Genomic DNA, 15,904 nt, shown 5'->3' with positions numbered 1-15,904 from the left:
ACAATGATCTAAAGCGGGATGACGATTCGAGGACAAGTCATCTCGCTCGAGGTCGCCCCCGGCGTCGTCCACCACCCGGGCTACCTCGACCGCGCCGCACAGGAGGCCCTCGTGGATGATCTCCGCGCGGTCGCCCAGGCCGCGCCGGTGTTTACCCCGCGCATGCCGCGCACGGGCAAGCCGTTCTCCGTGCGCATGACCAATTGCGGGCCCCTGGGCTGGGTCTCCGACGAGAGCGGCTACCGCTATCAGGCGACCCACCCGGTCACCGGCGCGCCATGGCCGCCGATGCCTCGGGCGCTGACCGACGCCTGGGCCGCGCTTGCCGGCTATCCCCATCCGCCGGAGGCGTGCCTGGTGAACTACTACGCCGCCTCGGCGCGCATGGGGCTGCACCAGGACAAGGACGAGTCGGATTTCGAGGCGCCGGTGGTGTCGCTGTCGCTCGGCGATACGGCCATGTTCCGCATCGGCGGCACCGAGCGGCGCGGCTCCACCCGGTCGCTGAAGCTCGCCTCGGGCGACGCGCTGGTGTTCGGCGGCCCGGCCCGCCTCGCCTACCACGGCGTCGACCGGATCATCCCCGGCACCTCCACCCTGCTGCCCCACGGCGGCCGCATCAACCTGACGCTCAGGCGGGTGACCGCGCCCTGACCCGGGCTCCTGCGCGTTCCAAGGCGTCATGGCCGGCCATGACGTGTTGGAGCGATCGTGCGCCCTACGTGCGCCGGGCTGCGACGAAGCGCGCGGCCTCGCGCAGGATGTCGGCGTCGGCGCCGAAGCCGTCGAGGCTGGCGATCGCCTCCTCGACCAGGGCGGTGAGACGGGCGCGGGCGGCGTCGGGCCCGAGCGCCGCCACCAGGGTCGCCTTGCCCGCCTCGGCATCCTTGCCGGTGCGCTTGCCCACCGCCGCGCTGTCGCCCTCGTAATCGAGCAGGTCGTCGGCGACCTGGAAGGCAGCGCCGAGGGCGGCGCCATAGATGTCGAGCTGGCTCAGGGCCTCCGCCGTCGCGCCGCCGACGAGCGCTCCGGCGCGGACGGCGAAGGCCAGGATCGCGCCGGTCTTCATCGCCTGCAGCTCGCGGATCTCCGCCTCGCCGAGCTTGGCTTGGCCGAAGCGGCCCTCGGCGGCGAGGTCGTGCATCTGGCCACCGACCATGCCGCCGGCGCCGGCCGCACGGGCAAGGCCGGCGACGAGCGCACAGCGGATGTCGGCCCGGGCGTGGGTCGCCTCGTCGGCCAGCACGTCGAAGGCAAGCGTCAGCAGCCCGTCGCCGGCCAGGATCGCGGTCGCTTCGTCGAACGCCTTGTGCACGGTGGGCCGGCCGCGGCGCACGTCGTCGTCGTCCATGGACGGCAGGTCGTCGTGCACGAGCGAATAGCAGTGAACCAGCTCGATGGCGCAGCCGGCGCGGAGCGCCGCGAGCTCCGGCGCGCCGCACAGCCGTCCGGTCTCGATCGCGAGGAACGGTCTGAGCCGTTTGCCGCCGCCGAGCGCCGCGTGGCGCATGGCCTGCATGAGCCGCGCCGGCCGTCGCCTCTCGCCTCGCCGGGGATCATCGACCAGAATGGCTGCGAGGTGGGCTTCGACGGCTTCGGCCGCCGCCTGCAGCCGCACTTGGAACGCATTTGGGAGCAAGGGGTTGTCCGATACCATTACGCCGCGCGCGAGCGGGATTTGACAGGGTTCGCCGTGCCTGACGCGGATGACCGTTTTTGGCCTCCTCATCGTGCGCATCGCATGCCGGAGCCTGCCGGCCGGGTCAACCCACTCCGGCCGGCGCGGCTCGGTCCGCCATCGGAGCAGGCTGCCATTCCGACGCGCCGACGGCCGAAACGTAGCCTGCGGCGCTTCGTCGGCGTCCTCCACGCCGTGCTCCTCGCCGTCGTGCTGGTGCCGTCGCTGCTCGCCGTGATCTACGTCTTCGTACCTCCGGTCTCGACGCTGATGCTGGGCCGCTGGCTGACCGGACAGCCGGTGGCGCGCACGTGGATGCCGCTGCGGACGATCTCGCCCAACCTGCCGCGCGCCGTCATGACCTCGGAGGATTCCCGCTTCTGCCAGCATTTCGGCGTCGACCTGATCGAGATGCGCAATGTGCTCGACGACTGGGAGGAGGACGGCGGGCCGAGCCGCGGCGCCTCCACCATCGCCATGCAGACGGTGAAGAACGTCTTTCTCTGGCCGGGGCGCTCCTACGTGCGCAAGGCGCTGGAGATACCGCTGGCCGTGGTGATCGACGCGTTGTGGTCGAAGCCGCGGGTGATGGAGGTGTATCTCAACGTGGCCGAGTGGGGCGACGGCATCTTCGGCGCGGAGGCGGCCGCCCGGCGCTACTTCCACAAGAGCGCCCGCGACCTGACGGCGGCCGAGGCGGCCCGGCTCGCCGCGGTGCTGCCCAACCCGCAGCGCTTCGATGCGGCGCGGCCGTCGGCCTTCGTCACGCGCCGCTCCGCCCGGATCCTGGCCCGCATGCCGAACCAGCCGACGGATTGCCTGTGAGCCGGACGGCAGCACGACGGGAAGCGCTCCGGATTCAAACGGGTTCCGAGCCTGTCTCTGCCGTTGGATGATCTCATCCAATCGCGAAATGCTCTAGCCAATTAGCCCTCCAGTCTGTATAAGCGCCGGCTTCTGCGGCATCGGATCGGACCGGGTGGAGATATCATCCAGGGCCGTTCGGTGCTGCGCAACCGACATGGCGCGGCTTCGAGACGAGACCTCGTCCCGCTCTGGTCGCAGCAAGCCCATCGAGAGACCGACATGGCCGTTCCGAAACGTAAAACCTCGCCCATGAAGCGCGGCTTCCGCCGCTCCGCCGATGCCCTCGCCGCCCCGACCTATGTCGAGGACAAGGATTCCGGCGAGCTGCGCCGCCCGCATCACATCGACCTGAAGACCGGCATGTACCGTGGCCGCCAGGTGCTGAAGCCGCGCGGCGACGCCTGAGCGGCGCAGCCTCGTCTCCAATCGTTGTCCGGCGTGAGCCCCGCATGTGCCCCATGCGGGGCTTGTCGTGTTTGTCCGCCGGATCCTGGACGCGACCAGGTTTCATCCACAGCCTGTCCTGATCCGATGTGGTCGTCCGATCGGATCGCGATGCTCCAACTCTTTGAATCTAAGCCGCTTTATGCCCGTGCGACGGCGTTCGAGCGCAGCGCGCGCGGGCCGGCGCGGCCATCCGTTCGCCGCCATTTTCACGCTCTGTTAACGACGGCATCCCATCATCGGCTGCTTCTGGAGCGCCTCCCCGCATGGACCCACCCGGCCGGGGGGGGACGCCCCAGTTCCGAAACGTTGGAGCAGTCCTGTCCGGCCGGATGATCGTATCCGACCGGGCGCGCTCCGGGATGTCTGTCGGGGGCGGAGCGGATGGATATGCGACAGGTTTTCGCCATCGCGGCAGCCCACGCCGGCGCCGACATCCGGGATGCGCCGCTCGACCCGGAGCGCGTGCTCTCCGCCTGCGGCTCGGTGGTCTACGAATGGGATCTCGCCACCGACCGCCTGAGCTGGGGCCCCAATCTCCGCGCGGTCTTCGGCCTCGACCGGCGCCACCGGCTCGCCAGCGGCCGGGCCTATAACGCGCTCGTCGTCCCGGCATCGGGCGACAGCCGCGACGAGGCGGTGCTCGCCTCCGGCCAGTCCGATCACGGCGACGGCGTCGCCTACCGCTGCCGCTACGTGGTGGCGTTCGGCCAGAGCAAGTTCGTCGTCGAGGACAGCGGCCAGTGGTTCGCGGGCTCCGGCGGCCGCGCGGCCTGGGCGCAGGGGCTGGTGCGCGCCTTTCCCCTGGGCCGCCGCGCCGCCGATCCGGAGCGGGGAACGGGCCAGGCGCGGCCTGAGCCGGCGCGGGAGCGCGTGCTGCGCGCCCTGACGGCCCGGCTGCATGACCCCGCGGCCGCGCGGACGCAGGTGACGGTCATGGTGGCGGCCCTGGAACGGCCCGATGACGGCGCCGCGGCGGGCGCGCCCGGTGAAGCCGAGATGGCCAGGCTCGAGGCGCGGCTGCGCCGGCGCCTCAGGCGCCGCGACCTCCTGGTGCAGCTGACGCCGGCGCGCTTCGGCGTCGTGATGACGTCCTGCGACGCCGACCATGCCATGCCGGCGGCGCGCGCCCTGGGTACGGCGGTTGCCGATCTCATCGGACCGAGCGGGGAGCTGCTGCGCATCGGCATGGTGACGGCGGGCGAGCGCAGCGGCGATGCCGCAGCTCTGCTGGAGCGGGCCGAGGAAGCCGCCGACCACGCCAAGCTGCAAGGGCAGGCCTTCTGGCGATTGCCGCCGCGCCTGCGCCGCCGGGCCGTGGCACGCTCCAAGTCGCCCTCGCCGGTCGATCTCATCGCCGCCCTCAACGGGCGGCGCGTGCAGCTGGCGCGCCGGCCGCTGATCGAGCTCGGCGCCCGCCGCCAGATCGCCGATCACGTCTGGCACACCGGCGACAAGCCCCTCGCCACGCCGCACCATCCGACCCTGGAGGCCGTGCAGGCCGAGGTGACCGACGGGGACGACGGCTTTGCCGGCGCCGCTGCCCTGGCGCCGCTGGCGGAGCGGCTCGGCCTGTCGCCCTTGCTCGACCATCGGGTGCTCGAGCTGACGCTGCGGGCCCTGCGGGCCGAGCCGGAGGCGCAGCTGATGATGACCGTGTCGGCGGCGACGCTGGAGGGGCCTGGCTGGCTCGCCACCTTGTCCGCCTATCTCGGCGCCCATCGCGAGGTCGTCGACCGCCTCGTCGTCGCCATCGACGAGCGGGCCTTTGCCGCAGACCCGGCCACCGGGCGCAGCAGCATTCCCGCCACCGTTGCGGCCAGCCTGTCGGCCATGAAGGCGCTGGGCCTCGGCGTCGCCATCGCCGGCTACGGCGGCGGCCGGCTGAAGCTCGCCGACCTGTCGGACCTGTCGATCGACCTGGTGACCATCAACCGCACTCTCGTCGCGGGCGCGGTCGCGGCGAGCCAGGGCCGTTTCGTGCTGCGCTCGCTCGTCGCCGGTACCCGTCACCTGGGCCTGCCCGCCTTCGGCGAAGCCGGCGACGACGTCAGCTCTCGGGCCGTGCGCGCCGTGCCGGACGCGGCGCCCCCGCTGGCGCGGGCCGAGAGCGCCTGAAGCCGGACCGCCCCAGCCCCGCTCGGGCGCGGCGTGGTCAGGTCTGGCGCATGAAGTCCGAGATCAGGCCTGCGACAGCCTCCGGGGCGTCCTCGAAGCAGTAGTGCCCGACGCCCGCAAGACGCCCGACCGGGGCGGCGGGGAAGACCGCAGTGAAGAGCGGCAGGAGATGCTCGGCCTGGAGCGTGCGGTCTGCCTCGCCCCAGATTGCCAGCGCGGGCTTGCCGCGGATCGACCGGTCGGCCGCAGGATCAGGTGTTTCGAACCTGTGCATGCCTGTGGCGAAGCCCTTTGCCCAGCCGATCGCGCCCACGCAGTCAGCCGGACTGGCGAAGGGCGCGCCGTAGGCGGCAAGCCAGGCATCGGTGATGATCGCGTTGTTTTCAAAACCGTTGAGCTTCAACGTGCTGAGGATGTTGAAGCCGAGCTGGCCGAGCACGGCTTCCAGGCTGCCGTCCGCCTCGGCTGCGGCGATCCAGCGGAACCACGGTGAAACACGGGCATTCGCCGTGACGCGATCGAGAAGATCCGGCTGCCCGAAGGGCGTCGGGCCGTTGGCGGAGACGATCCTGCGGATACGCCCCGGATGACGGGCGGCAAGCCCCATGCCGACAGGGCCGCCGAAATCATGCAGGACGAGCGTGATATCGGCGAGGTCGAGCGCGAGGACGAACGCCTCCAGATTATCGATATGGTCCTGTAGCCAATAGCTGCGGCCCAAGGGCGTCGCGCTCTTTCCAAAACCCATGTGGTCCGGAACGATCACCCGATGCGTCTCGCCCAGCACGGCAATGAGGTGACGAAACAGATAGCCCCAGGTCGGCTCACCGTGCAGGCACACCACGACCTCACCGTCGCGAGGCCCTTCGTCGACGTAGTGCATCTGGAAGCCCGGTGCTCCCGTGAAATGCGGCATGAAGGGGAAGGTGTCGCCGAACGTAGCCTCAGATCGGATCATGGCAGGCTCGCAGAATCTAAGTTTTATCTTGCAACCACACTTCGTATATCGACGGAGGTTTTGTTTTGCAACCACGTCGGCACCAACAAGGGCCTCACCGCGCTCATGCCGCATCGCGCGGGCATGACACGCGAGACGGAGAGAGGTTCCGGCTCTCCGAGCGAGGCCCGCGTCTCGCGACGTGGGGTTCGACGATCTTTCGGGCGTCCGGAACCACTTGTCTCGCCGCCCGCACCCGTGTAGAAGGCGCGGCTCACCACAGCGGTTAGCCTCTGGTTGCGGAGAGGTGGCAGAGTGGTTGAATGCACCGCACTCGAAATGCGGCATACGGGCAACCGTATCGGGGGTTCAAATCCCTCCCTCTCCGCCATTCCTGTCACCTAAGTCGTGACAATCTCCGCCGGAGCGTTCGACGTAACAGCGTAGACTAGTTTGGCTTGCGTCCGTCGATAAAGCTCTCGCGCGTCGGTTCCGCGACCGGGAGATACCTGTCGCGGCCAACGGCGACGCGCCGAACTTTGACCGGCGCTCTCAATTCGTCACTCCCTATCGCACCACGTCGAGACGCCGCCCAATGGCCGCCGCTTCCGCGCGGCTCTTGGCGTTGAGTTTCTGGTTGATGCTACGCAAATGAGTCCGCACCGTGCTGTCGGAGATCGATAGCTTTTCCGAAATGGCCGCATTGGAATAGCCGTCCGCCACGAGCTGCAAGATTCGTATTTCCTTATGGGTGAGCGGCTCCATCATTTGGTCATGCGCAGACGCCTCGCTCGAGGTCAGCGGCCCGAATCCGGCAAGCAATTGCGCGATATGCTGGATCACGACGGGGTCGCTCCGCTTCGCCGGCATCGCTTGCAGCGAGGCGTAGAACCTCGCGACCAGCTTGCCGAGCTCTCCCCCTTCGTCGACCAGCAGGCGGACGAAGCCTTCCCTCGCGGTGTGCCGGAGCACGGCAGCGAGCGCCTCGATTGCGGCGGACGGCTCCCCGCTGCGCTGAAGCGCCATACATTCAAGAATGCGCAGCTTCAGCACCCTTTGGTGCCGCGACTCCTGTCTTGCAGCGTCGAGCTCGCCTTGCAATTGCGCAACGGCCGCATTCGGATCGCCGAAATGAATCTGCCATCTGATCTCGGCAAGTCGATGGTCGTTGGTCTCGTGCGCGGGCAGGCGCTCCACCGCCAGTCGGCTCCATACGGCGCGGTCGTCGGCGCGGTCGAGCTCCTCCTTCGAAGCTTGGCTGTCACCTTGCAGCAGATACAGGATACTGCGTTCCAGCTTAGCGCTGGCTGCAAGGCGCGGCAGCTGACGGCGATACCCTAGATGCTCGAGAACGCTCAGCGTCGCAAAGGCCTTCTCGAGGTCACCGTGATGAAAGGCGATGCGAGCACGGATCGCATGGCCGGTTATCATGTGATCAGGAAGCGCCACATCACAGGCCATCGGCAGGTAGAGGTTGATCAGCCCGTCGGCGGCATCCAGATCATTGCGCTCGTAGAGGGCACTCGCATAAAAAATACCTGCCCATGCATTCCCGCTGGCATTCCGGTACGATGCCACGCGGGTCGCGTCGAGTGCGATGCGGAACTTGGCGGTTGCCGATTTCAGCTTGGCGCGATGGAGATCCAGCATCCCCGACAAAGATTCGGCGTACATATGATTGAACGTGCTCTCGCCATATAGCTTACGAGCACTGTCGATCATGTCCTGCGCCGCTGACGCCTCCCCTGTGTTCGCAAAGATGTTCGCCATTGCGTTGCACAGGACGCTGTCGGCAAAGGCGTTGCCCGTGGGCAACTTCGCCACGCTTGCCGGACCAATGACGCGGGCCTCCTGATAGCGGTCCTGCATTGCAAGAATCAGCGGGCGCAATGCGTCGATATTGGCGATGACGCGCGGGTCTTCCGAGACCGCCCCGTCCAGTTGCTCGAGACGCTCCGTTGCAGCCCAGGGACCCCAGGTGAACAATGTCGCCCAGACCGACATGACTTTCAGCCAGGGCTGCCTGTCGAGGCTTGCTGCGGGGATTGCGTCGAACCAGCGGGTCAGCAGCGTCATGCGACCCTGCTCGAGAAGGCGCTGTACGTTTGAGGCCAGCAAGGATACCGCGAGATCGAACAGGCCGGCTTCGATCGCGTGATCTATGGCCGGAACGGGACGGGCGTTCGCCGCAAACCACCTTGTAGCCGCGAGGTGGAGCTCCACTGCTCTTTCCGGCTGCTCCGCCGCCAGCCGCTTCTTCAGATAGTCGGCGAACAGGGAATTATACCGAAAGGTTCGATCCTGCCCAGGAACTGGAATGAGGAACAGGTTCTGATCTTCCAACTGCTGAAGCATCCCCGCAGCGTCGACATCAGGAACCAAAGCCTGGCACAGGGAAGCAGACAAGGCCCGCAGGATACTGGTTTCGAGCAGAAACCGCTGCAGGCTCACGGTCTGGTCGGCGAGCACCTCCTCCGTGAGATAGTCCGACACTGATCGGGTCGAGCCGGAGAACCGTGCCACAAAGTCCCCATCCGGCCCCTGTCGTTCGATCGAGAGCGATGCAAGCCAAAGACCTGTGACCCAGCCCTCGGTTTTCTCATGCAGCCGCCGGACTGTCTCGTCGGTCACCCCTGAAATAGCGCGCAGCCGGAAATATTGCTCCGATTCCTTCAGACTGAAGCGAATCTCGTCAGGGCCGAATTCGAGCAGCCGCCCAAGCCCCCGTAGTCGAGCCACGCCAAGTTGCGGCAAAGTGCGCGAGGCGATGACGAGACGCCCCCCGGGGGGCAACCGCTCGATCGTAAATCGCAGAAATGCGAGAACAGCGTCCTCGTCGATCAACTCGAAACAATCGATAAACAGCGCGAAAGGGTCGGTCCGCGTCAGTAGCGACTTGACGATTTCCATCGGCTCGCGATCAGGATGCGCTTCCCCATCGAGGGCTGTCACCGCACGACTAAAATCGTCGACAAACTGCTCCGGATTGTTGTCGATCCTGTCGAGGGTCAGCCACGCGGTGGCAACACCCTGCGCCTCGAGCCGCGCCCGCACTTGCAGCATTGCGGTGCTCTTTCCGAAGCCAGCCGGCGCATGGATCAAAACGAGCCTGGCGTCGCAGGGCGAAGAGATCTTGCTGCAGATTTCGGTGCGAACAACCTGTGTGGCGGACCCAGCAAACGACCTCAACCGCGTTTCGGCAGCCAGCTTTGCCACACGCTGGAGTGTGGAGTCCTTGGAGGCTTGAGGATGACCGATCAACGCGCCCCCGTCTCCTCCCCTGCCGGCAGGCGGGTTGTCCGCCTCCAATGGTGACAGACTAAAGCATTCTCCAACCGGATTGAACGGCTCTGTCGCCTCTTTCGTCGACCAGGACAACAACGCCCCCGGAGGCGGGCCTGTCGAACCGGCGGCAAGTCTCGCGCGGGATGTCGTCCCCGCTGCCGGAAGGCACCCCATGGTGACTCTCTCGCCAAGCCGTGCCGCCTCGTCGCATCCGACGATGTCATCCCCTGTCGGCCTGTCTAGTGTTCCCCCAGTGCAAAAAGCCAGGCTGGCGGATCGTCCTGCGTCCGCATAGCGCCGCCGGGAGGAACGCAATGACGACCACGAGCTTTGAAGCCGATGAACTGGCGGAACGGGACGGCGCGGCCCGGCGAATGCTCGACGAGAACCCGCGCGTCATCGACCTCATCATACAGGGGGCGCGGCAAAACCCCGATGGCGATGCCCTGGTTTTCCTGCGAACCGCGGACGATCGAGATCCGGTCCGATTGTCCTATGGCCGGCTTCTTGGCTGCGTCGCCGCAACGTGCACCTGGCTGCGCGAGCTCGGTGTCGGACCTCGAGACGCAGTATCGATCATGGCGCCGCCTTGTCCGGCGACGTTCATTGCGCTCTGGAGCGCGATGGCCTGCGCGGTCGCGCATCCGCTTAACCTGCTGTTCTCGCGCGAGGCACTGATCGCGCAAATGACCGCGGCTGGAACAAAGGTGTTGATCGTTCCGCCGCCGGGTATGGCCGGCGGCCTCCATGAAAAGGCCGCGGGACTGATCGACGAGGTGCCGAGCCTCGAGCACATCGTTTCCATCCCGATCGATGGCAGCATCGCTTTCGACGGCGTGGAGATCGTCCCGGACCAGGACTGGCAAGCGACTCTGGCGACAATTCGGGGCGAGACGAATCCCGACCGGGTGACCGCGCTCTATCCCACGGGCGGCACGACCGGTCGTCCAAAAATCGCCTGCCTGACCGACCGCAGCATGGCCGCTTCGGCCATCGGCTCTCTGTTGGCCGTCGGATATGTCCCTGCGGACAAGGTCTTTGTCGCGCTGCCGTTGTTTCATGTCGGCGGGGCTTTCGTGCTCAGCCTCGCCGCGCTGGCTGGCGGGTCGGCCGTCTATCTCCCGACGATTCTTGGGGCGCGCGACCCGGCCGTCGTCAGAGCTTTCTGGCAGATTGTCGAGCGTTTCCAGATCACCGTGGCGTCGCTCGTGCCCACGACACTGGCAGCCATCGCCGTCGCTCCGCGCGACGGCCTATCCACGGACAGCCTGCGCTTCATTGGCACCGGTGCTGCGCCATGCCCCTCCGAAACCTCGCGTCAGGTGCTGGCGGCCTGGGGCGGCGATGCCGTCCGACAGGTCTACGGCATGACGGAATTCTCGGGGGCGATCGCCCAGGTGCCGCACGGCAAGCTGCCGGCCGGCGGCTCTGTGGGATTGCCGGTCGCCCTGGCCGAGATCGCCATTCTGGCCAACGGGCGCATCGACGCCTCCAGCGAGCAGATCGGCGAATTGATTGCGCGCGGCCCCCAGGTCTTTGCGGGCTATCTGGAGGCATCGCAAAACGAGGGCATGTTCCACGACGGCTGGCTTCGTACCGGTGACCTTTGCAAGATCGACGAAGCCGGTCAGATTCATATTCTCGGCCGCATCAAGGACCTCATCATTCGCAGCGGGCACAATATCGACCCGCTGATGATCGAGGATGTCGCGATGCAGTTCCCGGGCATCTCGGCGGCCGCGGCTGTGGGGCGTCCGGACGCTTATGCGGGTGAAGTGCCGATGCTGTTCGTCATGCCGGCCGAGGGCAGGACCGTCGACGCCGAAGCACTCAAGACTTTCATGAATGCGAGGATTTCAGAACGTCCGGCACTGCCCAAGACGATCGAAGTTATGGACCAGATGCCGTTGACGCTGGTGGGCAAGATATTCAAACCGCGCCTGCGCGAGCTTGCTGCCGAATCCGAAGCTCGATCGCTCGTCACGGACGCTCTACCAGGCATGGAGATCGCGGTAAGCGCTGTAACGGATCCAGCACGTGGACTCGTGATTCAGGTCGCCACCGAGGGACTTGAAGCCGCGGAGAGGAACGCGGTGCGCCGGGCGCTTGCGAAATTGCCGGTTCACTACGACGAAGTCGCCTGACAGCCATTCGCCGCCGACCGCACGGTCGGATGAAATCTGGACATCCGGCGATCCCTCCGCCGGATAGATTCCCGGCCCGGCCGTCGCTTCGCGGCTGTCGTGAGGCAGACCCACGCCCTGGCTCGGGAACGCAAATGCTGCCGAAGTGACGCCATTGGCGGGACGACTTGCCGCTCGCGCGCCGGACGTCATGGAGGGCGCGCTCCTGGTCGCTGCCCGGAAACGTTCGTCGCAACCGACGATGCCGCCAAATTGCAAGGGCGGCATCCTCGCGACCGCTGCAAGCTGCGCGTGGCGGCAGGCGGTTTGTTGCACAGGGAAACAGGAAATATTGCATGATTCGCGCAACGGCGGCGGTCGTCGAAGAACAGAATGGTCCATTCACCCTGACTGACCTGGAGCTCGACTCGCCAAAAGATGGCGAAGTATTGGTCGAGATCGCCGGGGTCGGCGTGTGCCACACCGATCTCGTTGCGCAACGAGGCGACTTTCCAATCACCATGCCTGCCGTGTTCGGCCACGAAGGTGCAGGCGTCGTCGTGGCGACCGGACCCGGTGTCAGCAAGGTCAAGCCGGGCGACAGGGTGGCCATGACCTTCATGTCCTGCGGTACGTGCTCGTGTTGTGCACGAGGCGAGCTGGCATATTGCTATTCCATGACAAAGTTGAACTACCGTGGGCAGCGGTGGGATGGCTCGCCTTCCATGTTTCGAGACCGGGCTCCCATTTCAGGCAATTTCTTCAATCAGTCGTCCTTCGCGACCCATGCGATTGCCAGCGAGCGCAATGTCGTTCTCATTCCGGAGGGGGTGCCGTTCGACATTGCCGGCGTCCTGGGTTGCGGCGTGCAAACCGGCGCTGGCGCGATTCTGCGTTCGCTGGACTGCAAGCCTGGATCGTCTGTTCTGGTCATGGGCGGCGGTGCCGTGGGCTTATCCGCTGTGATGGCGGCAAAGATGCGTGGCCTCGAGACCATCGTCGTCGCGGAGCCTCAAGAGGCGCGCGCCGCACTGGCGCGCGAGCTCGGCGCCACGCATGCGATCTCTCCCAACGACGGCCCGGTGCATGAGCAGCTTAAATCGATCGCGCCGAACGGGGTTGATGCCATCCTCGACACGACCGGGCTGCCCAGCGTCATCGAGGTCGTTCCGAAGATGCTTGCGAGGCGCGGCCAGTTCGGGTTCGTAGGTACGCCCCCCTCAAACGCGCTCGATGTCGGATTGCCGGGAAATCTGATGATGGCGATGCGCGGCGGCTGGACCTTTCGCGGCATTATCGAAGGCGATTCCGACGTTGACGGTTTTCTCGCCGAGCTCATGGAGCACTACATTGCCGGCCGCTTTCCCTTCGATCGTCTTGTTACCAGGTATGCGATGTCGGACATCAACAAGGCAATCGCCGACCAGAAGGCAGGCCGGTGTGTGAAGCCGGTCCTTATCCCAGAGCGAAGGTGAATCGACCGGTATGGCGTTCAGCCAGCTTCAAGATCGGCGTTTCCGCATCGTCGGCTCCGCCGATCTTGGATGTTCCTAGAACGGGATGATTTTTCTTCGAATCATCATCCCGCTCTAAGTCTTTGTCTTGAGCATGATCTTATCCAAGAAACGGTGTTCACTTTTTAGGATCATGCTCTAGCTGGACGCCCAGACATCGACCCGGTAGCGGTCGTCTTTCACCATCTGCGCGAAACGCTCCTGCGCGGCCTCCGGTGCGAGGCCCAGCCCGTCGCCGACGACTTGGACCAGCGCTTTGCGCACGTCGGGCTCCATGCGGCTGGCGTCGCCGCACACATAGATCACAGCGCCCTGCTCGATCAGCGACCAGACCCTTGCTTTCGCTCTCAGGAGGAGGTCCTGGACGTAAACCTTCTCTGTCTGCATGCGCGAAAATGCGACGTGCAGCTCGGTCACTCCGTCACCCGCGAAACCGCGCAGCTCGTCCGCGTAGATGAAATCCTGCGCTTCGTGCCGGCAGCCGAAGAACAGCATCGATGGTCCGACCTGATCGCCGGCGGCTTTCCGGGCGGCGCGTTCCTGCAAGAAGCCGCGGAACGGCGCCAGCCCGGTGCCCGGTCCGACCATGATGACCGGAACCGACGGCTCGTCCGGCAGGTAGAAGGATGACTTGGTGTTCCGAACGAAGGCGTAGATGCGCTCGCCCTCTCTCTGCCGCGCCACGTAGTTCGAGCAGACTCCGGCATAGGAGCCCAGGCCCGAACGCGCCGGCCCACGCACTGCCCCGACCGTGATCGTGCAGCGCCCCTTCGTATCAAGCGGCGAGGACGAAATCGAATAGTAGCGGGGGCGAGCGGCGTGAGCATTTCGAGATAGATCTCGAACGGCAACCGCGTCGCTTTGAATTCCTCGAGCAGGTCGATGACCGATTTGCGTTTCAGCAGCACTTCGGCGCGGTACGCGTCGCCGTCTGCGGCTGCCAGCTTTTCCAGCGTCGCCTTCGTCACCGGGCAGACCGTGTAGGTGGCGAGCGTCCGGATATCGGCGCGAGAGGCCGCGCCCTGAAGCTCCACATAGTCGGCGAGCAAGGTGTGGACCGGAATGCGGTCGTCCACCGGCAGGAAGGTGCGGCGGTCGTTCCGCTTGCGGATGCGGATGGAGGTGTTGGCCTCGAACCCGAAATGACCCGCAACGCGACGCACCAATGCATCGCTGTTATGGGCGATCACCCCGAGATGGTCGCCGGCACGGTAGGTCACCCCATCCGGCAGCTCCAGTTCCACATGCCGGGTGGACGGCGCCAGCGGACCGTCGGAGTCCACGGTCCGCAACTCCCTGTTCTGGACGATCCGCATCGGGCTGGCCCCGAGCGACGCGACGAATGGACTCCGGCGTTCGCTCGAGACGACCTCGACCGTGAACATGGGCCCGGCGACCTGCCGCCCGAGATTGATACTGAATTGCTCGGCCAGCTTCGGCCAAAGCCCGTCGTACCAGGCCTCGAACTGGCCGCCGAAATCATCGGCCTCGTCGCCTTCGCCGCGCTGGTGGAGCCGCTGCGCCCCCGCCCGTTCCATCAATCGATCGATCTTGCGCGGAATTTCTTGGAAGGTCGCGGCCCAGTCGTGGTTGCCGCAGCCAAACAATGCGAACTTCACTCCCGAGAGGGCGCGGTCTTCGCAGGTCTCCAGCCAGGACACGAACCGGGCGGCGTTATCCGGAGGGGTGCCGTTGTAGGTCGCGGTGACGATGACGACCGCGCCATTGTCCGATACGTCGTCAACGTGGTCGTCGAGCGGGGCGATCGTGGACGAGAAGCCGTGCGCCTCGGCGTCCGCGCCGATCCGTTGAGCGATGTCCTCGGCATTGCCGAAATTCGAACCGTAAAGGACCAGGAGCGGCGTGCCGTGCTTCGCCGACGGCGCGGCTTGGGCCGGTTCGCCCGCGTCCACCTTCCGCGTCGCAGCCCCGTCAGCCGCCGACCGGGCAACCGGGCCAAGCTTCCTGCCGGGTGTGAACTCGGCCTCCATCCGCTTGAAATTGGTGACGAAATTGGATCGCAAACGGACCGGCGTCCCGACGATGCGCAAGTCGGGAAGGCGGGTCAGAAGCTCGGTAAAGATCACACGAGCTTCGAGCCGCGCGAGATTGGCGCCGAGGCAGAAATGCGTGCCGTCGCCGAACGAGATGTGGTGGTTCGGCGAGCGTCGGATGTCGAACGCGTCAGGGTTGTCGAACACCGCCTCGTCGCGGTTGGCCGAGGCGTAGTTGATGACGACCTTGTCGCCGGCCTTGATCCTCTGGCCGCCGATTTCGGTGTCGACGACGGCCGTGCGGCGAAACTGGATGACCGGCGGCGCGAAACGAAGGAACTCCTCGATCGCGCCGGGCAGCAAGCTCATGTCGTCGAGCAGCAGCTTGCGCTGATCGGGATATTGCGTCAGCAGTTGCATACCGTTGGAGATCAGGCTGCGCGTCGTCTCGTTCCCGGCTATCATGAGCAATTGGAAGAAGCGGTCGAGCTGACTCTGGCTCAGTTGTTCTCCATCCACCGTCGCATTGGCGATGAGGCTCCAGACGTCGGTGCCGGGATTGGCTCGCTTCTCCGCAGTCTTGCGTGAAGCATAGCCAAACATCTGCTTGACGGTTTCGATCAGCGCGAGCCCTTCCGCCGGCCCGGCGTCGGGGTCATCATAGGCGATCATCGTGTCGGTCCAGCGATGCAGCAGGTGCCGATCCTCCGACGGGAAGCCGAAGATGTCGGCCAGCACGAGCAGCGGCATTTCGGCCGCGACGCGCTCCAGGAAGTCGACCGACCCCTCCTCCACAATGCCGTCGACGACCTCGCGCGCGTGATCCTCGATCGAATCCTTCAGCTGGCCGATGATCTGCGGCGTGAAAACGCGATTGACGATCTTGCGCAGCTTGGAATGATGCGGTGGGTCCATGTTCAGCATCATGTGCCGTACGACGTCGA

Annotated in this window: 10 protein-coding genes, 1 tRNA gene and 1 pseudogene; 7 read left to right on the top strand and 5 right to left on the bottom strand. The window is 66.0% G+C overall.

Going from position 1 to position 15,904, the window contains the following annotated elements:
• Window positions 1-18: 18 nt before the first annotated feature.
• Window positions 19-654: an alpha-ketoglutarate-dependent dioxygenase AlkB family protein gene (locus ACZ5PO_RS08750; RefSeq protein ID WP_464192353.1), complete on the top strand. Its 636-nt coding sequence runs from the start codon at window positions 19-21 to the stop codon at window positions 652-654.
• A 64-nt stretch (window positions 655-718) separates the two neighbouring features.
• On the opposite strand, the gene ACZ5PO_RS08745 is transcribed toward ACZ5PO_RS08750, so the two are convergent.
• A complete protein-coding gene (locus tag ACZ5PO_RS08745) occupies window positions 719-1,657 on the bottom strand; it encodes a polyprenyl synthetase family protein (RefSeq protein ID WP_464192351.1) in 939 nt (312 codons plus the stop codon).
• Window positions 1,658-1,741: 84 nt separating this feature from the next.
• Between ACZ5PO_RS08745 and mtgA the strand changes: the two genes are divergently transcribed.
• The 3 genes from mtgA to ACZ5PO_RS08730 all read left to right on the top strand — a co-directional run bounded on the left by mtgA (window position 1,742) and on the right by ACZ5PO_RS08730 (window position 5,107).
• Window positions 1,742-2,503 (top strand): monofunctional biosynthetic peptidoglycan transglycosylase, encoded by a 762-nt coding sequence (gene mtgA / locus ACZ5PO_RS08740; RefSeq protein ID WP_464192349.1) that lies wholly within the window; start codon window positions 1,742-1,744, stop codon window positions 2,501-2,503.
• Between the two features lie 261 nt (window positions 2,504-2,764).
• Window positions 2,765-2,950 (top strand): 50S ribosomal protein L32, encoded by a 186-nt coding sequence (gene rpmF / locus ACZ5PO_RS08735; RefSeq protein ID WP_464192346.1) that lies wholly within the window; start codon window positions 2,765-2,767, stop codon window positions 2,948-2,950.
• Window positions 2,951-3,379: 429 nt separating this feature from the next.
• Window positions 3,380-5,107, top strand: a complete 1,728-nt coding sequence (locus tag ACZ5PO_RS08730; protein ID WP_464192344.1) for an EAL domain-containing protein — start codon at window positions 3,380-3,382, stop codon at window positions 5,105-5,107.
• A gap of 37 nt (window positions 5,108-5,144) precedes the next feature.
• On the opposite strand, the gene ACZ5PO_RS08725 is transcribed toward ACZ5PO_RS08730, so the two are convergent.
• A complete protein-coding gene (locus ACZ5PO_RS08725; protein WP_464192342.1) occupies window positions 5,145-5,990 on the bottom strand; it encodes an alpha/beta fold hydrolase in 846 nt (281 codons plus the stop codon).
• 355 nt (window positions 5,991-6,345) lie between these two features.
• On the opposite strand from ACZ5PO_RS08725, the gene ACZ5PO_RS08720 reads away from it, so the two are divergent.
• Window positions 6,346-6,435 (top strand) — tRNA-Ser (locus ACZ5PO_RS08720).
• 176 nt (window positions 6,436-6,611) lie between these two features.
• Here the strand turns inward: ACZ5PO_RS08720 and ACZ5PO_RS08715 are convergent.
• Window positions 6,612-9,305, bottom strand: coding sequence for a LuxR C-terminal-related transcriptional regulator (locus ACZ5PO_RS08715; RefSeq protein ID WP_464192340.1), 2,694 nt, complete (start codon window positions 9,303-9,305; stop codon window positions 6,612-6,614).
• Between the two features lie 338 nt (window positions 9,306-9,643).
• On the opposite strand from ACZ5PO_RS08715, the gene ACZ5PO_RS08710 reads away from it, so the two are divergent.
• Together ACZ5PO_RS08710 and ACZ5PO_RS08705 are read left to right on the top strand one after the other, a co-directional pair.
• The gene (locus ACZ5PO_RS08710; protein ID WP_464192337.1) at window positions 9,644-11,473 is read left to right on the top strand and encodes an AMP-binding protein; all 1,830 of its coding nucleotides are present in this window, start codon (window positions 9,644-9,646) and stop codon (window positions 11,471-11,473) included.
• 335 nt (window positions 11,474-11,808) lie between these two features.
• The gene (locus tag ACZ5PO_RS08705; RefSeq protein WP_464192335.1) at window positions 11,809-12,927 is read left to right on the top strand and encodes an NAD(P)-dependent alcohol dehydrogenase; all 1,119 of its coding nucleotides are present in this window, start codon (window positions 11,809-11,811) and stop codon (window positions 12,925-12,927) included.
• A gap of 177 nt (window positions 12,928-13,104) precedes the next feature.
• Here the strand turns inward: ACZ5PO_RS08705 and ACZ5PO_RS08700 are convergent, their stop codons facing one another.
• Together ACZ5PO_RS08700 and ACZ5PO_RS08695 are read right to left on the bottom strand one after the other, a co-directional pair.
• On the bottom strand, window positions 13,105-13,554 hold the full coding sequence (locus ACZ5PO_RS08700; protein WP_464192332.1) for a hypothetical protein: 450 nt from the start codon (window positions 13,552-13,554) through the stop codon (window positions 13,105-13,107).
• Window positions 13,555-13,784: 230 nt separating this feature from the next.
• Window positions 13,785-15,563 (bottom strand): annotated as a pseudogene (locus ACZ5PO_RS08695) (cytochrome P450); the annotation flags it as partial.
• Between the last annotated feature and the right edge of the window lie 341 nt (window positions 15,564-15,904).

The sequence above is a fragment of the Chelatococcus sp. KU-N122 genome (assembly GCF_055391085.1).
This window is presented reverse-complemented; position numbering and strand designations above follow the sequence as displayed.